Origin of the sequence: Pseudomonas sp. LjRoot277, assembly GCF_964253845.1 — a bacterium.
Classification (GTDB): Bacteria; Pseudomonadota; Gammaproteobacteria; order Pseudomonadales; family Pseudomonadaceae; genus Aquipseudomonas.
The window spans coordinates 5,283,646-5,302,996 of record NZ_CAXURI020000001.1 but is presented as its reverse complement, the minus strand read 5'-3'; the positions used below and the strand labels follow the sequence as shown (position 1 = coordinate 5,302,996).

The window sequence follows — 19,351 nt, the reverse complement described above, 5'->3', positions numbered from 1 at the left end:
GTGACCCGGTCCTTTAACCTTTGAACCCCGGCGCCTCACGAATGATGAAGTGATCCAGGTTTTCAATATTCGCACTGAACACCCCGAACGTCTGCTCGGGGTTTTTCTTGCTCGGCACCTGCTTCAACTCCGGCGTCACACCATAAAAGAAGCAATACAACTCTTTCCCGCTCTCGCTGGCGTGCTTGATCTCTTCCAGAAACGCTTTGCGCTTGCGGTAGTTGTCGATCAACTTTTTGCTCAGGTAAACGTTGACCGAGTAAGGCTTCTTCTTCGCCTCGTCCGCTTGCTTGAACCAGACCTTCTGTTCGAAATCGATGCGAAAACTCTGCGTGTAATCCTTGATCTCCTTGATCTTGCCCCAGTAAATCAGCCCCTTGTTGTCCAGCAGAAACTCAATCTTCTTGAAGAAAGAACTGTAGGGCGCCGTGTGCTCGCCAATCTTCAGCGGCATGCGCTTGAGCAACTCCTTGTCCTCGAAGTTCGACACAAAACACTCCACCGGGTGGGCGAAAACACTGGTCTTGTCCGGTGCCGTTTCGCGGCTCGGGTGTTCGACGTCGCTGGCCGCTGAGGGCGGTTTCGGATCATCCCGCATCACATCCGCCGCCACCGCCGGGTTCGACGGCTTACGCACATACTCACGTCGAGTCAGCAACAACTCCGACGGGAAATGCTCCTCGCGACTGTCATCCGTTTCCGCACCGTCCGCGTCCACACCTGACGCCGACGCCTTGAGACTGACATAAGGACAATCCGCGACATGGCGGGTGCTGGGCGTGTTCTTGAAGTGCGGGGTGCGCACGTAATTCACGTTTTTGGCGTTGAACGTCGTCAACACATTCGCCGCATCGAATGCCGCCCTGCATGCGTCATTGGGACATTGGAAGTGTTCCTTGGCGGAGTCGAAATCCATGATCTCGTCGAAATTCAAATCGCGCACGTCGTAGATCGACAGCTTGTCGTCGAGGCTGAGGCAGTAGGCGAGGTCGAATTTCATGGTGGGCTCGGGTCCTTGAGTGGGGAAGGGTATTAATAGCGGGAGGTGGGGTGAGTTGCACTGACTGTTTTCAAATTCCCACAAAACCCGCAGCCATCCACCGGACCTGTAGGAGCGAGCTTGCTCGCGAAAAACCGGAGAGCACCACTGAATATCTGTTCTACGCACCATCATTCACAACCTTCCACGGCACGCCGCGAAGAGCAGACTCGCCACGCCTATCGAAACTCTCAGGCTTCAGCTAGCGTGGCCAACTCTGGAAATAGTGGCTATTCGCCCTGTTACGTATTGAAACCCTTTGGTACTTTGGTGGTGGTAGGAATTTTCCTACGGCAATTGTCGATAAAGGGCAGCGCTAGTGGTGATCAAAGCGGTTTCGAAGGAACGAATAGACAAAGCGTTGCTGGAGTTTGATCGTAAATTTAGGAGTAAGCGCGAGTGGCAGAGCTGGGAAAATAACCTAGCTCACCGTTACGCCGTTCACGAGGGCGGTGAACTGTATCCGGCGAAGAAAATTGTCTCTTTGGCTACAGGCATTGCCGTAGGAGAATTCTCTGGTGGGCACCCGACCAACAGTTACCTAGAAAAGCGAGGCTTCACTATTGTGGAGTTACCGCGTGGGGCGAGCGAACCTGTATTGCAGTTCACGCCGGGGGCTGTTTACGACCGAAAAACTGAGATCAATGGACTGTTCGGAGGGAGCCTGCAACACGGCATTGCACCGTCCGCTACCTACCCTGCGATATTTTTGTTCACTGGCGATAGTGGTGCGCAATACGGGTATACCGACGATTGGGACAACGGCGCCTATCTGTATACCGGTGAAGGACAAAGCGGACCGATGACTTTGATCCGAGGCAACCGGGCCATTGCTGAGCATGCCGAGGATGGCCGAGCGCTGCACTTGTTTAAGTCCCGCGGCAAAGGTAATGGCTACACATACGTGGGCGAGTTTTCTTGCGCCGACATGTTTCAGCGAACCCAGCCGGATGTGAACGGCCAGGCTCGGACGGCGATTGTTTTCCGGCTAGTCCCTGTGGGTGTTCCTAGTGGAATGATTGAGCTTGAAGAAGAGGATGAGGATAAGGCTGACCTTCCCGGCTCTCTGGCTACTGCGCGGTTGGCTGCGCTGGCTGCATGCAAACCTGGCAGTGATGAGTTAGGGCAATCTGCTCCTCGTAAGATCTATCAGCGCAGCCGTAAGGTTGCTCACTATGTGCTGATGCGCGCCGAGGGTGCATGCGAGAGCTGTGAGAGGCCGGCTCCTTTTATGAAAAAGGATGGCACTCCCTACCTAGAGCCCCATCACGTCAACCGGCTCTCAGATGGTGGGTTAGATCATCCACGCTATGTGGGGGCTGTATGCCCAAGTTGCCATCGGGAAATTCATTCTGGAGTGCACGGGGCTTTGGTGAATGAAAGGCTGAAGCAGCGGTTGGAAGTAATTGAGCGCTGATTGAGCGGTGTGCCAAGGCAATTGGCCCTAATCTCAAGAGCGCTCCCGTCGCTTTCTTTCTTCTTTACGCTCATAACATCTCCGAGGGTTGAAAATCCCTCGGAGGATACTGAGTGGCCTGTCTACGAAAATACCTACAGAGAACTGCGACGCTTCTTTCTGTCGATCCTAAAAGGTCTAACCGACCGAATGCTTCGAAGAGTGAAACGCCTCCAAGACCTTACGCCACCAAGGCTTAACCGCTGGAACGCGCCTTCGCGTTCGATTCAGCAATAGATAAGGCATGTCCCGCAGCCGTATCCAGCCTTCATCCTGCCAATGCAACAGACACAACGACATCTCCGGCCAATCCAACAAACTCAACATTGGCCGATCCGCATTCTTCGACTGCCCCGCGTCGCGCAAGGCTGGCACTACTTGATGAGTCAGCCACTCGCGCAACAGCCGATTCCCCGGCGCGTAGTGATAGACCAGCAACGCATATACGCCTGATTCGCTGAGCATCAGCCGCTTTTCCGGTTGGCCGTGGTAGTCGATCAGTAACGTGTGCCGTTGATCTTCGTCGAGTTTATTGACCACCCGATCACTCAGATGAAAACCCATCAATCGACCAAAATCGCGGGCGCAGAACCAAGCTTGGTTTTCCAGGAGAAGGGCGTGGAGGACAAGGTTGTGACGGGAGAAGGCCATTACCGAAAAGGGATCAGACATAGCTGATCTCCAGAGTTTCGAGAGTGTGGGGTCGATCATGTTTAGGCATATTCATTACCTCTACGTTTAGATTTTGGAGGGCCTGAACCCAACGTAGAGTGGACTTAAGAAATCCCAACGAGCAAAGCCATCACACACCCGAACGATAAATCACCTAAAAGTGATTGCGGATCTGAATGATTGGCCAAGCTTTCTACGTTGGGCGTTTCTTAGGCACCTGCAATGGAGCTTAGAGGTGCTTTGACAGGGCATCAATGCGGACGGAGCTGTAAGTGCTGTAGGAGTTTTAGCGTCGTAGCGTAGGGGTGGAAAAAAGGATTTTCATTCCCCAATAAAAAAGCCCCGATCAGATCGGGGCTTTTGCTTTTCGATTTGTCGATTCAGATTGCAATCGTCAAATCGCGGCGAGCTCAGGAGTCAATCCCAGCTCAACGCCCCACCAGTCTGATACTCAATAACCCGCGTCTCAAAGAAATTCTTCTCTTTCTTCAAGTCCATAATCTCGCTCATCCAAGGGAACGGGTTAGTCGTCCCTGGATACTCTTCTTTCAAACCGATCTGCGACAAACGACGATTAGCGATGAACTTCAGATAATCCTCCATCATCGCCGCGTTCATGCCCAGCACGCCGCGAGGCATGGTGTCGCGAGCGTATTCGATCTCCAGTTGAGTGCCTTGCAGAATCATCTGCGAAGCTTCTTCCTTCATTTCAGCATCCCACAAGTGTGGGTTTTCGATTTTGATCTGGTTGATCACGTCGATGCCGAAGTTCAGGTGCATGGATTCGTCGCGCAGGATGTATTGGAACTGCTCGGCGACGCCGGTCATTTTGTTGCGGCGGCCCATGGAGAGGATCTGGGTGAAGCCGCAGTAGAAGAAGATGCCTTCCAGAACGCAGTAGTAGGCGATCAGGTTGCGCAGCAACTCTTTGTCGGTTTCGACGGTGCCGGTTTCGAACTTCGGATCGGAGATCGAACGGGTGTATTTCAGGCCCCAGGTGGCTTTTTTCGCGACCGATGGGATCTCGTGGTACATGTTGAAGATCTCGCCTTCATCCATGGCCAACGATTCGATGCAGTACTGGTAGGCGTGGGTGTGGATCGCCTCTTCGAACGCCTGGCGCAGGATGTACTGGCGGCATTCCGGGTTGGTGATCAGGCGGTACACGGCCAGCACCAGGTTGTTGGCAACCAGGGAGTCGGCGGTGGAGAAGAAGCCGAGGTTGCGCATCACGATGCGGCGCTCGTCGTCGGTCAGGCCTTCCGGGTCTTTCCAGAGGGCGATGTCGGCGGTCATGTTGACTTCTTGCGGCATCCAGTGGTTTGCGCAACCGTCCAGGTACTTCTGCCAGGCCCAGTCGTACTTGAATGGTACGAGTTGGTTAAGGTCGGCGCGGCAGTTGATCATGCGCTTTTCGTCGACAGCCACACGGGCGGAGGCGCCTTCGAGTTCGGCGAGGCCTTCGGCGATGTCGAGGTTGTCCAGGGCAGCTTTTGCACGGGCGATTGCGGCGGAGTCGGACGCGGTTACAGCGCGGGCTTCTTGAGCCGCGACGCCACCAGCGGTGTCGAGGCGGTCCATGTTGGCTTCAGTTGCGTGCCCAGCGTTGGCGCCTTTTACAACGGTTTCACCGCTGTCTTCTTTGTCGAATTCGTCCCAGCTCAGCATGACGTGTCGTCTCCTGCGTGAGGGCCAGATGCCCGTGTGAAAACTGATAGGTTGGTTTTTCACACGGCCGTACTGGCCGCGTTGGATAGCGTTTTTTGCAGCGGTACACGCAGGCAAATAAACATAATTTTGTACGGGGTTCCGAGAGCCTCTGACGGGCGCAGAAATCGGTGAAGACTTCGGCGTGGGCTTCAGACTGGCTGTTATCCCTGTAAGGGAATATTGCAGGCCCGTTAAGGCGGCATTATAGGGAAATTTTTGCGGCCGTGGTGGGGCGAATCCGCGCATGGAGCGGTCGAGAAGGAGGGTTTTTCGGTCGGAGCGAGGGTTTATAGGGCTTTGGCTGGATGTCGGGAGTGAAGATTTTTTTTCATAAATTTTGGCTAGCCATTTTTTTGTTCAAAAAACAGCCAAAAAACTGCGTTTTTCACTACATGTTGTGTTTTGAGTCGCTTTTCGAAGGCCCCAGACACAACTAAGCCCGGCCGGAGCCGGGCTGTAAAGTCGCCCTTGATGATCAGCTGAGGCGAGCGGCACCCACATGATCGGCGCCATCAGCAGCCACTTTGGCAGCGCCGGTGTGATCAAAACCGTCAGAAGCGAGTTTGGCAGCGCCCGTGTGATCGGAGCCATCGGAGGCGAAAGACGCCGAACCGGTATGGTCGTAACCGTCAGAAGCGACAGCCGCTTCAGTGGTGTAAGCAGCCGAGCCAGTGCGGTCGTAGCCGTCAGCGGCGAAGGTGTTAGCGGCCAGGACAGAGAGGGTCAGGGCGAGGATCAGTTTGGTTTTCATGGTAGTGGCTCCAGGTTCGTTGGCGTTTTGTGCCTTGGGTGTGGAATTCATACTAAGGCCAGCTAATTTGATTAAAAAGCGCAAATAAACGCTTAAAATAATCGAAAAAGTCGATATATAAGGTTCGGCGCTTCATCTGCCTTAAATAGCGGGCGGGTGGGTCAAATCTTGGAAGGGTGAGAGCGGGTGATTAGCCGTTGGAGCAGCCGTTACCCATGACGCTGTAACGAAGAATGTGGCGTTGGCCTTTAGAGTCGTCGTATTCCATTTTCGCCGGAACAACTTCACACACATTCGGGATTTCGCTCATCGATACAACTTTGGCGATGTCCAGGTGAGTGGAGTAAGTGTATTCCTCGATGGCGGGTTGCTGCTGCGCGACATCAGTCGGGACCTCGTCTGCCATGGCGGTTGCGCACAGGCTGCTGAGGGCCAGAACTAATAAAGCTTTCATTTCAGATTTACCTTTTAGAGGTCGAATGGGGTCACGCAACCTTTTTGGGGTTGCGTGTAGAACTTAAGTACTAGGTTTTGGATTAACTGCCTTCGTGGGGGCTGCAACTTGGTTAATCACGTTGCCTGGTTGGCGAGGCTGATTTTAGGCGTGGGGTTTACATTCATATAGGCGTGCTTTTGATAAACACTATTGGCAGATCCTGTAACAATCCCCGGAAAGCGACCTTTGGCTCGCTGATGAAGCCAATGTCATAAATGCCCAAAGCCCCTGAAATCAACGGCCTTGAGCGCCTCGGCGGGGTATAGCCACATTTTGTAGGGGCTTGTTACTACCATCGTCGAATGGTTCTATAGGCCCGGCCCGGCTACAACTGGGTCATACAAAAACAACTATTCCACCGAGGTAACAAAGATGAGTGCGGCTTCTCTGTATCCCGTTCGTCCCGAGGTTGCGGCCAACACCCTGACTGATGAGGCGACCTACAAGGCCATGTACCAGCAGTCCGTCGTCAACCCGGACGGCTTCTGGCGCGAGCAAGCCAAGCGCCTCGACTGGATCAAGCCTTTCACCACGGTGAAACAGACTTCCTTCGACGATCACCATGTCGACATCAAATGGTTCGCCGACGGCACTCTGAACGTTTCCTACAACTGCCTCGACCGTCATCTGGCCGAGCGCGGCGATCAAGTCGCGATCATTTGGGAAGGGGATGACCCTGCCGAAAGCCGCAACATCACCTACCGCGAGCTGCACGAACAAGTCTGCAAGTTCGCCAACGCCCTGCGTGGCCAGGATGTGCACCGCGGCGACGTGGTGACTATCTATATGCCGATGATCCCCGAAGCCGTGGTCGCCATGCTGGCGTGTACCCGGATCGGCGCGATTCACTCGGTGGTGTTCGGTGGTTTCTCGCCGGAAGCCCTGGCGGGTCGGATCATCGACTGCAAATCCAAAGTAGTGATCACGGCCGACGAAGGCATTCGTGCCGGCAAGAAGATCCCGCTCAAGTCCAACGTCGACGACGCGCTGACCAACCCGGAAACCAGCAGCATTCAGAAAGTCATCGTGTGCAAGCGCACCGGTGGCGACATCAAGTGGAACCAGCATCGCGACATCTGGTTCGAAGACCTGATGAAAGTGGCGGGCAGTGTCTGCGCGCCGAAAGAAATGGGCGCTGAAGAAGCGCTGTTCATCCTTTATACCTCCGGTTCGACCGGTAAGCCGAAGGGCGTGCAACACACCACCGGCGGTTATCTGCTGTACGCGGCGATGACCCACGAGCGTGTGTTCGACTACCGCCCGGGCGAAGTCTACTGGTGCACCGCCGACGTCGGTTGGGTCACCGGCCACACCTACATCGTCTACGGCCCTCTGGCCAACGGCGCGACCACCGTGTTGTTCGAAGGCGTGCCGAACTATCCGGACATCACCCGGGTGGCGAAAATCGTCGACAAGCACAAGGTCAATATCCTCTACACCGCGCCCACCGCGATCCGCGCGATGATGGCGTCGGGCAAAGCCGCTGTTGAAGGCGCTGATGGCAGCAGCCTGCGACTGTTGGGTTCGGTCGGTGAGCCGATCAACCCGGAAGCGTGGGACTGGTACTACAAGAACGTCGGCCAATCCCGTTGCCCGATCGTCGACACCTGGTGGCAGACCGAAACGGGCGGCAACATGATGAGCCCGCTGCCGGGTGCTCACGGTCTCAAGCCGGGTTCTGCTGCACGTCCGTTCTTCGGCGTAGTGCCGGCACTGGTGGACAACCTGGGCAACATCCTCGAAGGCGTGGCCGAGGGCAACCTGGTGATTCTCGATTCGTGGCCAGGCCAGGCGCGTACGCTGTATGGCGACCATGACCGTTTCGTCGATACCTACTTCAAGACGTTCCGCGGCATGTACTTCACCGGTGACGGTGCGCGTCGTGACGAAGACGGTTACTACTGGATTACCGGTCGCGTGGATGACGTGCTCAACGTCTCCGGTCACCGTATGGGCACCGCCGAGATCGAAAGCGCGATGGTCGCCCACCCGAAAGTCGCCGAAGCGGCCGTGGTCGGTGTGCCGCACGACATCAAAGGGCAGGGCATCTATGTCTATGTCACGTTGATCGGTGGCGAAGAACCGAGCGAGCAGCTGCGTCTGGAGCTGAAAAACTGGGTTCGTAAAGAAATCGGTCCGATTGCCTCGCCGGATGTGATTCAGTGGGCGCCGGGCCTGCCGAAAACCCGTTCGGGCAAAATCATGCGCCGTATCCTGCGCAAGATTGCTACGGCCGAATATGAGGGGTTGGGGGATATCTCCACCCTGGCCGATCCGGGTGTGGTGCAGCATTTGATTGATGAACACAAGATCATGAACGTCGCATAACCCGCCGTTCTTGAGTCACCAAAGCCCCGCCCGGCATTGCGCCGAGCGGGGTTTTTTACTGCCTGATGTTTTTGTGTCGGCAGTCCGGGCCTCTTCGCGAGCAAGCCCGCTCCCACATTGAATCTGAGTCGGTCACAAATTCAGTGTTCACTGAAGATCAATGTGGGAGCGGGCTTGCTCGCGAAGGCGTCCTGTCAGACACCACATCCACAACGGCCAATAATTATCGGCTTCAGTTGTAGGCGCTTTCCCACTGTTACCCGCCTTCGTTCAAGTAACTGAATGTGTAACCGCGCGCACGGATACGGGGCATTGGGAAACGCAAAGCCCCGTCATCGGGTCTCCTCAGGCCCTGCAACAAATAAGACACAACGCTGCGCTTGCCGGATTAGAAGGGTTTGCCAATAATAGGCCCGCAATTTGCAGCATAGATCGGTTCACTGTCTTTTGCTCTTGCATGAATTTGCAAGGCTGTCAACGCGCCCAAGCGGCTTTCTCGGTGCTTCTGTAATTAGTTGTCGCATTGAAGAAATATCGGCTTCGGGCCTGTCGTTAGAATGCCGATCACTCGCTCGTTGTTGCTCGCGTTGAAAAAAGCGCGCGATTCCTACAACGCAGCACCGCTTTGCGGTTCCACTCATTCGCATATTGGGCTGTCGCTCACTCTGCCGTTTTAGCCCTTTACCGATGGAGTCCCAAGATGAAGAAACTCGTGCTGCTTGGCGCCCTGGCACTGTCCGTGCTGTCCCTGCCGACTTTCGCCGATGAAAAGCCTCTGAAAATTGGTATCGAAGCGGCTTACCCTCCGTTCGCTTCCAAAGCGCCGGACGGCAGCATCGTTGGTTTCGACTACGACATCGGCAACGCTCTGTGCGAAGAGATGAAGGTCAAGTGCGTCTGGGTCGAGCAAGAGTTCGACGGTCTGATCCCGGCACTCAAAGTGCGCAAGATCGACGCGATCCTGTCGTCCATGTCGATCACTGAAGATCGCAAGAAGTCCGTGGACTTCACCAACAAGTACTACAACACCCCGGCTCGCCTGGTCATGAAGGCCGGCACTCCAGTCAGTGACAGCCTGGCTGAGCTCAAGGGCAAGAACATCGGCGTGCAACGTGGTTCGATCCACGAGCGTTTCGCCCGTGAAGTCCTGGCCCCGCTGGGTGCCGAGATCAAGCCTTACGGTTCGCAGAACGAAATTTACCTCGACGTGGCTGCTGGCCGCCTCGACGGCACCGTGGCAGACGCTACGCTGCTGGATGACGGTTTCCTGAAAACCGACGCCGGCAAAGGTTTCGCCTTCGTTGGCCCGGCCTTCACCGACGTCAAATACTTCGGCGACGGCGTAGGTATCGCAGTTCGCAAGGGGGACGCGTTGAAAGACAAGATCAACACCGCGATCACCGCCATTCGCGAGAACGGCAAGTACAAGCAAATCCAGGACAAGTACTTCGCCTTCGATATCTACGGCAAGTAACACGTCCCGGCGACAAGTCCGAAATGGCGCAAGCAACAGGATCTCTGAGGTTTGCGCCATTTTTTCATCCCCCTTTTCGAGGACCTGAATCATGTTGAAAGGCTACGGGGCTGTCATCCTCGATGGCGCATGGCTGACGCTTCAGCTCGCCTTGTCGTCCATGGTCTTGGCCATTGTTCTGGGTCTGATCGGCGTTGCGCTGCGTCTGTCCCCGATTCGCTGGCTGGCCTGGCTGGGCGACCTGTATTCCACGGTGATCCGCGGGATTCCCGACCTGGTGCTGATCCTGCTGATTTTCTACGGCGGCCAGGATCTGCTCAACCGCGTCGCACCAATGCTCGGCTATGACGATTACATCGATCTGAACCCGTTGGCCGCCGGTATCGGCACCCTGGGCTTCATCTTCGGTGCGTACCTGTCGGAAACCTTCCGTGGTGCCTTCATGGCGATCCCGAAAGGTCAGGCAGAAGCTGGCATGGCGTACGGCATGAGCAGTTTTCAGGTGTTCTTCCGGGTGTTGGTGCCGCAGATGATTCGCCTGGCGATTCCGGGTTTCACCAACAACTGGCTGGTCCTGACCAAGGCCACCGCGCTGATTTCGGTGGTGGGTCTGCAAGACATGATGTTCAAGGCCAAGCAGGCGGCAGATGCCACCCGCGAGCCTTTCACCTTCTTCCTCGCAGTGGCGGCGATGTACCTGGTGATCACCAGCGTCTCGTTGTTGGCATTGCGTCACCTTGAGAAGCGCTACTCGGTAGGCGTAAGGGCGGCTGATCTATGATCTTCGACTACAACGTCATTTGGGAGGCCCTGCCGCTGTATTTCGGCGGCCTGGTGACCACCCTTAAGTTGCTCGCGCTGTCGCTGCTTTTCGGTCTGTTGGCGGCACTGCCGCTGGGGCTGATGCGCGTCTCCAAGCAGCCGGTCGTCAACATGAGTGCCTGGCTGTTCACCTACGTGATCCGCGGCACGCCGATGCTGGTGCAGCTGTTTTTGATCTACTACGGTCTGGCGCAATTCGAAGCGGTGCGTGAAAGCTTCCTCTGGCCATGGCTGTCCAGCGCCACGTTCTGTGCGTGCCTGGCCTTCGCGATCAACACCAGCGCCTACACCGCTGAAATCATCGCCGGCAGCCTGCGGGCTACGCCGAATGGTGAGATCGAAGCGGCCAAGGCGATGGGTATGTCGCGCTACAAAATGTACAAGCGCATCCTGTTGCCGTCGGCCCTGCGCCGGGCGCTGCCGCAGTACAGCAACGAAGTGATCATGATGCTGCAGACCACCAGTCTGGCGTCCATCGTGACCCTGATCGACATCACCGGTGCCGCACGCACGGTCAACGCGCAGTTCTACCTGCCGTTCGAAGCCTACATCACCGCCGGCGTGTTCTACCTGTGCCTGACGTTCATTCTGGTGCGCCTGTTCAAACAGGCCGAGCGCCGCTGGCTGGGCTATCTGGCCCCGCGGAAGCACTGATATGGAACGCATCGATCATTCATTGCCGTGGAGCCACCTGGGCAGCGAACGCCAGATTTCGGTGTTCCGCTTCGGAAGCGGCGAGCGCAAGGCCTTCATCCAGGCCAGCTTGCACGCCGATGAATTGCCCGGCATGCGCACGGCCTGGGAGCTGAAAAAGCGCCTGACCGAACTTGAAGCCCAAGGCTTGCTCAACGGTGTGATCGAACTGGTGCCGGTGGCCAATCCACTGGGCCTCGGCCAACTGCTTCAGGGCAATCATCAAGGGCGTTTCGAGGCCGGTAGCGGCAAGAACTTCAACCGGGATTTCGTCGAGCTGAGCGAGCCCGTGGCCGCTGAGCTGCAAGGGCATCTGGGTGACGATCCTCACGCCAATATCCGTTTGATCCGTGAAACCATGAGCGATGTGCTGGCTGCCTTGCCGCCTGCCGAGAGTCAGTTGCAAGGCATGCAGCGCATTTTGCTCAGCCATGCCTGCACCGCCGATGTGGTGCTGGATCTGCACTGCGATTGCGAAGCGGCGCTGCACATGTATGCCTTGCCGCAACATTGGCCGCATTGGCGTTCGCTCGCTGCACACTTGAACGTCAAGGTCGGTCTGCTGGCGGAAGATTCCGGCGGCAGTTCTTTCGACGAAGCGTGCTCGCTGCCATGGCTGCGTCTGTCGCGTCTGTTTCCAGATGCCCAGATTCCCCTGGCCTGCCTGGCGACTACCATTGAATTAGGTGGTCAGGCCGATACCGGTCGCGCTGAAGCCTGCGCTTACGCCGAAGGCATTCTGGCGTTCCTCGCCGAGCAAGGCTTGATCAGCGGCGAATGGCCAAAACCTGCGCAAGATGCTTGCGAAGGCATGCCATTCGAAGGCACCGAATTGCTGTTTGCGCCACACCCTGGCGTGATCAGTTTCTTGCGTAAACCCGGTGAATGGATTGAAGCCGGCGACGAGATTTTTGAAGTGATCGATCCGTTATCGGATCGGGTCAGCACGGTGTGTGCTGGTACGTCCGGGGTGCTGTTTGCCATTGAACGGCTGCGTTATGCCCAACCCGGTTTCTGGCTGGCCAAGGTGGCGGGGCGCGAAGCGCTGCGTCACGGGCGCTTGCTCAACGACTGACTGACTGTTTTTGTGAGAACCGACCGCATGTACAAACTTGAAGTCCAAGACCTGCATAAACGCTATGGCAGTCACGAAGTGCTCAAGGGCGTGTCCCTGAAAGCGGCGGCTGGCGATGTGATCAGCATCATCGGCTCCAGTGGCTCCGGCAAAAGTACTTTCCTGCGCTGCATCAACCTGCTGGAGCAGCCGCACGCGGGCAAGATTCTGCTCAACAACGAAGAGCTGAAACTGGTTGCCAACAAGGACGGCGCGCTGAAGGCTGCCGACCCGAAACAGCTGCAACGCATGCGTTCGCGCCTGTCGATGGTGTTCCAGCATTTCAACCTGTGGTCGCACATGACCGCGCTGGAAAACATCATGGAAGCGCCGGTCCACGTGCTCGGCATGTCCAAGGCCGAAGCCCGCGAGAAGGCCGAGCACTACCTGAATAAGGTCGGTGTGGCCCATCGTAAAGATGCTTACCCGGGCCACATGTCCGGCGGCGAGCAGCAGCGTGTGGCGATCGCCCGTGCGCTGGCGATGGAACCTGAGGTGATGCTGTTCGACGAACCGACATCAGCGCTCGACCCGGAACTGGTCGGCGACGTGCTGAAAGTCATGCAGGCCCTGGCGCTGGAAGGCCGGACCATGGTGGTGGTGACGCACGAAATGGGCTTCGCCCGTGAAGTGTCGAACCAGCTGGTGTTCCTGCACAAAGGTGTCGTCGAAGAAAGCGGCAACCCGCGTGAGGTGCTGGTCAATCCACAGTCCGAACGCCTGCAACAATTCCTCTCGGGCAGCCTGAAGTAATCGCTCCCGTTACGCACCAAATTAGGTCATGCTGCGCACCGCGCGCCAGATGGTCTAATTTGGTTGCAGCCGCTTTCGGCTTCTAACAGTGTTTTCGTTTCGGATTGCCCGCCATGACTGCCCATCGAATTGGTTTCCTGATTTGGCCTAGCACTAAAGCACTGACGCTTGCGCTGGCTGAGGAGGCCTTGCGTGTTGCCCAGCGTGTGCATCCGGACGTTGTCTACGAACTGTCGTTTTTGCAGGCCGAACCGCCGACTGAAGGCGCTTGGCAATTGCCGGGTGAACCATGGGCCGGCAAGCTCGAAAACTTCCAGAAACTGTTCCTGCTCGCCGATGAGCCGCCGACCACACTCGCGCCGGCGCTCAGCAGTGCGCTGAAACAACAGGTGCGTGCTGGCTGCGTGATCGGTGGTTTGTCGGCCGGTGTTTACCCGTTGGCCCAACTGGGTTTGCTCGACGGTTATCGCGCTGCCGTGCATTGGCGCTGGCAGGACGACTTCACCGAACGTTTCCCGAAAGTCATCGCCACCAGTCATCTGTTCGACTGGGATCGCGATCGTCTGACCGCGTGCGGCGGCCTGTCGGTACTCGACTTGTTGCTGGCCGTACTGGCTCGTGATCACGGTGCAGAACTGGCCGGTGCGGTGTCGGAAGAGTTGGTGGTCGAGCGCATCCGCGAGGGTGGCGAGCGTCAGCGCATCCCGCTGCAGAACCGTCTCGGTTCCAGCCATCCGAAGCTCACGCAAGCCGTGTTGCTGATGGAAGCCAACATCGAAGAGCCGCTGACCACCGACGAAATCGCCCAGCATGTGTGCGTGTCCCGTCGGCAGCTGGAGCGGATCTTCAAGCAATACCTCAACCGTGTGCCGAGCCAGTATTACCTGGAACTGCGCCTGAACAAGGCCCGGCAGATGTTGATGCAAACCAGCAAGTCGATCATCCAGATCGGCCTGTCGTGTGGCTTCTCCTCGGGGCCGCATTTCTCCAGCGCTTACCGCAACTTCTTCGGTGCCACGCCGCGGGAAGATCGCAACCAGCGGCGCAGCAGCAGCCCGTTCGAATTGTCGTCGGTGCCCTCGGAGCGTGGGTGACAGAGCAATCACGTCACCTGCTGAGGCTGATTTACTCCTCTATTTCAGAGCCTTCAGAAGTCGAGATCTCCATCTCTCCTCGATTGATCACCTCTTCCACGCCAAAGTCCATGCCCGTCCGTTCGAAGTAACCGATCAGCCGTAGCAGGCTCTCTTCGGAAAACCGATTACCTCGAAAACTGATGTTTTCAGCGATTTCTACCGGAAGTTCCAGCACGTCGCTGGGGACTTCGCTAATGGCGTTGCCACTGAGGTCGGCCCAGTCCAGCTCTGTCATTTGCAGCAGGCCGTGCGGTATTTCGGTGATGCCCGTGTCATTCAACAGTACGGTCGCGAGCTCCCTCATCTGACTCAGGTCAGGCGTTTGCCCCAGGGGGTTGTGGGCCAGATCGAGATAATCGAGCTGTTCCATTCCCGCCAGCGCACTTGCCGATTCCGCTGACAGTCTGACGCGACACTCACGGAGCGACAGCGACCGCAGTTGACCCATCTTGAACACCGCATCGGGAATGTTGCCCAGATTACAGTCGCGAAGCCTGAGGCTTTTGAGGTTGGGGAAAGACTCCAGAAAATGCCCGGTGCGGGTCACTCCGTCGGCGCTGCGTAACTCCAGCGATGTCACATGACTGAAGTCGGCGTTCAGGGTAGGCAGGTCGCCGTTGATGTAGGATTCGAAAACGAGTTCATAGGTGGGCTCCAGTGCTCCATTGAAATCATCCAGTTCGCTTTCATGCCGCCAGCACTGCTCCAGTGTCAGTTTGAATTGGTCGCGGTTCATGTGCTCGACAAGCTGTTGTTGGGCGGTGAACGGTTCGCCCGTCAACGGGTGTTGGGCCGGAAGGTCGGCGGTCCATGCCGCCAAGTCATTGCTCAGTTGTGCCAACTCCGCTTCAAGGCTTGTCAACTCGATCCGGCCGTCTGCCAGTGTGCCTGCCAGTTCATAGACAAACTCGCTCGCCTGTCCAACCTCCAGGTTCGGGTACAGCGCCCTGACTCGGTTGATGTCCGCCTCTGGGGCATAGATACCTAAATCGTATGAGCTGTCGAAGTAGTGATGCTTGATCAGTTGTCGGGCGTTATCCGAAAGCGGATTGTGCGTCAGGTGTATTGCGCGTTTGGTGTACACCGGGCTTTCGAATAATTGCGAAGGCAGCTCACTGATCCTGTTGTGTAGCAGCTTCGCGGTATCAAGTTTAGGGTGGCGAACTACGCTGTCGGGAATGTCGGTCAGGCCGGTACGGCTCAGGTCCAGGTGAACAAGCTCAGGCATGGATTCGACACTGGGCACCATAGTGAACGGGTTCTGGTACAGATCCAGCATGACCAGCTTGTTCAATGAAGACAGTTTCGCCCAGTTGGCAGCATCGAACCTGACTCCGCAATCGCTTAACACCAGCGCATCAAGGTCCGTCATTCGAGGAATGGCCTCGGGGAGGGCGGTCAGGGAAAAGCGTTTTAAATCGAGGCGGCGCAAGCTGGTGAAGCGCTGAAGAAACTCGGGAACACCCTGCACAGCATGACTGCCTTCAAGGGACAGCAATGACACATGGGGGAAATCGGCCGTCAGCGTCGGTAGATCGCCAAGAATCGGCTCGGCAAATCTGAGTGCATAGCGCGGTGTGTCATCCGGGCCATCGAAGTCCCGCTCTGATTGTCGGCGCCAGCTGCGCTGGATTTCCTGGGCCAGCAGCCTGCGATTGTGTTGAGCGGCCTGTCGTTCCAGTTCGCTCAGGGGAACTCGGGTTTGCGGGTGGACAGTGGGCGAATCGTTTAGCCAGGTGTTCAGATCCTGATGCAGTCGCGAGAGCTCGCTGGACAGGCGTGAGAGCTCCATGCGAGCGCCATCGGGATGCGTTTGTAACTGGAGAACAACAGACTGGAGTTCCTCCTCGGAAAGGCTGGGGTAAACCTCGCGAACACGGTCGTTGAGGGACGGCGTCGGAAAGTAACTGCGTCGGTATCCATCCGAGCCGCCAGGCAAGCGCATGGTCGTCGGATCGTAGAACGGTTTTCGATTGGGATTTTTTGCGAACAGCTTGCGTAGTGCCGGTTGGTTCAATGCATGTTCGGCGATGTGTAGTTTGAGTGACTGAGCATTTGCGATAGATGGGCTCAACGCATTGCGCTGTGCTTGCGGCAGCGCCTGAAAAAGACCCTGATAAAAATCACCGGGCACCGATTCGCTGTCTTGATAAACCTGGTAAGTGCCGACTTCGGCGCGCACCAGTGTTTTCACGATCGGCGCATCGGCCTGGCCAATGCTGTCGCGCACAAGTCCGTCATGGGTGTAATCCCTCACTTCAATACGCAGTTCGGCGGGAAAGCCGGGCAGCGAATTCAGGCTTTGCAAGGCCAGTCGGTGGGTGTCGGTGTTGTCCAGAGCGTCGGAATAAAGGCCTTCACAGGCTCGGGCTGCGCGTACGGCCTCCATGGCTTTTAGTGCTGCTTCCTTGAGCCGTTGGGGCGCGCGACCGTTGTGCAGATGGCGTAACTCGGTCCCGGTTGCATTGCTCACCAGCTCTTGCGCGACATCGGTCGGCAATCCATGCACGTCGTCGAGCAGTCGCTGGACCTGCACGTTGTCGGTTTTCTCCTGCGCGCGATAGCGTGTATCGAACAGCGATTTGTGATGCTTCAGGGCAAGTTCGGCCGTTTGTTTTCTGAAGGCTTTCGTTTGGGTTTCCGGTGGCGGCATTGGCGTGTCGACAGGCCAATCGTCGTAGCCGGTCAGTAATTGATGTTGCAGGATCAGATCGGCCTTGCGATAGCGCTCGGGCTGGTCGCTGCCGATCTGTTCGATAAAAGTTTCAATGTCCCGGTTGATCCTGAAACGCTTGATCGTGTCTGTCAGCAGCGAAGGCGGACGATAATGTTCGACATGCATTTCGCGCACTACGTCGTCGTGGTAACCGCTGACCCGCAAGATCTGTTCGCGCTCAACGCTGTTGAATGACTCGACGCTATGGCCGAGGCGAGACATGACTTTTTCCCGGTCCCAGTTCAGCGGTTGCTCCAGTTCTGTGTGCCAGGCGCCGTGGTTGTTATGCAGCAGAGGGGGTTGATAAGCATCAGTTCGGTTCGGATGCTTAATCTGAAACGTGCCTGGCACGCGGTCGGGCTTCACGGCATACAGTTTTTCCTCCAGCGGCAGCAGCGTCTTGCCCTCGTATTGATAGAGGCCGAGATGATCGGGTTTTACTCCTTCGGGCAAAATGAGTGCTTGTTCGTAAGGCTTGAGATCCGGCTTCCAGTAGCGGGTTTTTCCTTTGGGCGTTGTGACGGGTTTGAGTGGGTCGACAAGCGCAATAGCTTCACGAGAGAGCAGGCGGCTGAGGGTCCGGGCAGCGATGGCGCCGCCCACCGCAAATGTCCCCACCTGAACCACCGTTTCGACGAACGTCATCAGATGCCCGAACGCTTCTGTTTTCAGCCCTTCCGCCAGGTCCACTATGCCTTCGAAGGTTTCGTCGAGTAATTGGTAGGCCATGTAGCCGAGCATCAATTCGCCGAGAAACGGGACGAAAGGCAACGCAACGAACGTCGCGATTTCAAGGATTGTCGAGGCCACTTTGCTGAAGGCATTCCACAATGCCCATCGCGCGTTGATGTCAGCAGTGGCGGTGGAGACGGCGAGCGTGCTTGCATCGTTGAGGATCTTGTTCAGCTGTCGCTGATAGAGATGGTTCCAAAGGTCCGCTCTGAACGGGGTCGCCGAAAACCGCAAATCAGGCTTGTCGATGGGCGTTTCGCGCCAGCTCGGCAGTGGGTCGCCCTGTCGGTGTTGATGCCAGGTCACGCGCTGGAGGCGACGGTTGAGGTCCGCGAAAAAATGTCCTCTTTCCTTGTGGTCGACGAAGCGACTGAAGAACGTTTGATAAGCGGGCGAGCGCAGTTTACGGGTCAGCTCGGCCATGAACGCCAATGTGTTCGGGTATTCCTTGAGAGGATGCTCTGGATCATCGGGAATGTAGGCAATGATCCGTGTTGCCGTGCGTGCGCGCTCCAGGCTCGCCGCGAAAATGACAATGCCGGTCAGCGAGGAGGACATCATTGTCAGGTCGTGACCCTGCAGCGGCTGCCCATCCAGTCGAGCACCCGAACGCCCTTCCAGAATGCGCTGGATCGAGAGATGGGCATCCGCTGGAATATCCTTTCGGATTTGCGCCATCTGCAGCGCAGATTTGAGTGCTGTTTTGTGCGAGCCGATCACCTTCGATTTCAACACCGCACCGGCCACCGGGTTGGAGAACCCCAGATTGTCTTTGAGGTAAACGTTGTACCGGGCGCCGATATCCAGTTCCCGGCATAACCGGGCAAAGGCCGGGATAGTGAGCTTTTGCTTGACCGCCGGCAGCGTATCGAACTGCCCTGTGGGCGAAGGTTTGGTGATGAACGTCGAGGCTGACTCGTAAGCCCCTGCCGCTGTTTCCGATTCGTGAAAGTTATGCAGGACGGCGTCGAGCATCGACACGGTCCAGGTGCGCGCGGCGCCAGTCTTGATTCCGAAAAGCGGCACGGTTTGAGGGATGTACAGGCGCAGGAAGGTAGTTTTGACGTCCAGATCCAGGTTGAACCGGGTTTTCAGGGCGTCGCTCAGCAGCGGTTCGGCAAAGGCTTGTGCGCTTCGCAGCTTCGACAGCATTGAGTCCAGACGATTTCGATGGGTCCAGTGTTCCTGACTGATCTTTTTCAGCGACTGGCGCTGCAGCGGTGTTGCGGTGCCATGCCAGTCCGACGTCATAAACGTGGCGTTCTTGAGAGCTCGGTGTGTACTGGACGATGCTTCTAATACCCAGACTGGCAGATTGTTGAACAGGTGATGGTAGTGATCGTCCGGCTGCGTAGCGGATTCACTGCCCCCGGTAGTGGAAAGGCGATCGTTCTCGTATCGGCTCATGCGCTATTCCCTTAGCGTTTTGGATGAGCCGCCAGCAAAACAGACGATGATC

14 protein-coding genes are annotated in these 19,351 nt (G+C 56.8%); 8 read left to right on the top strand and 6 right to left on the bottom strand.

The window, feature by feature from the left end; all coding sequences use genetic code 11:
• Positions 1-13: 13 nt before the first annotated feature.
• Positions 14-1,000, bottom strand: coding sequence for a hypothetical protein (locus ACSQ87_RS24830; RefSeq protein WP_436274584.1), 987 nt, complete (start codon positions 998-1,000; stop codon positions 14-16).
• Positions 1,001-1,358: 358 nt separating this feature from the next.
• On the opposite strand from ACSQ87_RS24830, the gene ACSQ87_RS24825 reads away from it, so the two are divergent.
• Positions 1,359-2,456: an HNH endonuclease gene (locus tag ACSQ87_RS24825; protein ID WP_436274583.1), complete on the top strand. Its 1,098-nt coding sequence runs from the start codon at positions 1,359-1,361 to the stop codon at positions 2,454-2,456.
• Between the two features lie 177 nt (positions 2,457-2,633).
• Here the strand turns inward: ACSQ87_RS24825 and ACSQ87_RS24820 are convergent, their stop codons facing one another.
• The 4 genes from ACSQ87_RS24820 to ACSQ87_RS24805 all read right to left on the bottom strand — a co-directional run bounded on the left by ACSQ87_RS24820 (position 2,634) and on the right by ACSQ87_RS24805 (position 6,082).
• Positions 2,634-3,167 (bottom strand): BRO-N domain-containing protein, encoded by a 534-nt coding sequence (locus ACSQ87_RS24820; protein ID WP_436274582.1) that lies wholly within the window; start codon positions 3,165-3,167, stop codon positions 2,634-2,636.
• Positions 3,168-3,584: 417 nt separating this feature from the next.
• Positions 3,585-4,835, bottom strand: coding sequence for a ribonucleotide-diphosphate reductase subunit beta (locus ACSQ87_RS24815; protein ID WP_008034875.1), 1,251 nt, complete (start codon positions 4,833-4,835; stop codon positions 3,585-3,587).
• Positions 4,836-5,352: 517 nt separating this feature from the next.
• Entirely contained in the window at positions 5,353-5,628 is a 276-nt protein-coding gene (locus ACSQ87_RS24810) for a hypothetical protein (RefSeq protein WP_046045455.1), read from the bottom strand.
• Between the two features lie 190 nt (positions 5,629-5,818).
• Positions 5,819-6,082, bottom strand: coding sequence for a DUF2790 domain-containing protein (locus tag ACSQ87_RS24805; RefSeq protein WP_150657172.1), 264 nt, complete (start codon positions 6,080-6,082; stop codon positions 5,819-5,821).
• Positions 6,083-6,496: 414 nt separating this feature from the next.
• Here ACSQ87_RS24805 and acs point away from each other — a divergent pair, with 414 nt between their 5' ends.
• From acs to argR, 7 genes are all read left to right on the top strand, one after another.
• Positions 6,497-8,452 carry an acetate--CoA ligase gene (gene acs, locus ACSQ87_RS24800; RefSeq protein ID WP_436274581.1) on the top strand — a complete coding sequence of 652 codons (1,956 nt, stop codon included), beginning with the start codon at positions 6,497-6,499 and terminating at the stop codon, positions 8,450-8,452.
• Between the two features lie 700 nt (positions 8,453-9,152).
• Positions 9,153-9,926, top strand: a complete 774-nt coding sequence (locus ACSQ87_RS24795) for an ABC transporter substrate-binding protein (protein WP_008154331.1) — start codon at positions 9,153-9,155, stop codon at positions 9,924-9,926.
• 91 nt (positions 9,927-10,017) lie between these two features.
• Positions 10,018-10,707 carry an ABC transporter permease gene (locus ACSQ87_RS24790; RefSeq protein ID WP_007904805.1) on the top strand — a complete coding sequence of 230 codons (690 nt, stop codon included), beginning with the start codon at positions 10,018-10,020 and terminating at the stop codon, positions 10,705-10,707.
• Positions 10,704-11,402 carry an ABC transporter permease gene (locus ACSQ87_RS24785; protein ID WP_223431875.1) on the top strand — a complete coding sequence of 233 codons (699 nt, stop codon included), beginning with the start codon at positions 10,704-10,706 and terminating at the stop codon, positions 11,400-11,402. The genes ACSQ87_RS24790 and ACSQ87_RS24785 overlap by 4 nt, the downstream gene beginning before the upstream one ends.
• A gap of 1 nt (position 11,403) precedes the next feature.
• A complete protein-coding gene (locus ACSQ87_RS24780; RefSeq protein WP_436274580.1) occupies positions 11,404-12,516 on the top strand; it encodes a M14 family metallopeptidase in 1,113 nt (370 codons plus the stop codon).
• A 27-nt stretch (positions 12,517-12,543) separates the two neighbouring features.
• Positions 12,544-13,308, top strand: a complete 765-nt coding sequence (locus ACSQ87_RS24775; protein ID WP_008154324.1) for an ABC transporter ATP-binding protein — start codon at positions 12,544-12,546, stop codon at positions 13,306-13,308.
• Between the two features lie 113 nt (positions 13,309-13,421).
• Positions 13,422-14,402, top strand: coding sequence for a transcriptional regulator ArgR (gene argR, locus ACSQ87_RS24770; RefSeq protein ID WP_150657168.1), 981 nt, complete (start codon positions 13,422-13,424; stop codon positions 14,400-14,402).
• A gap of 31 nt (positions 14,403-14,433) precedes the next feature.
• Here the strand turns inward: argR and ACSQ87_RS24765 are convergent, their stop codons facing one another.
• Positions 14,434-19,299, bottom strand: a complete 4,866-nt coding sequence (locus ACSQ87_RS24765; protein ID WP_436274579.1) for a dermonecrotic toxin domain-containing protein — start codon at positions 19,297-19,299, stop codon at positions 14,434-14,436.
• Between the last annotated feature and the right edge of the window lie 52 nt (positions 19,300-19,351).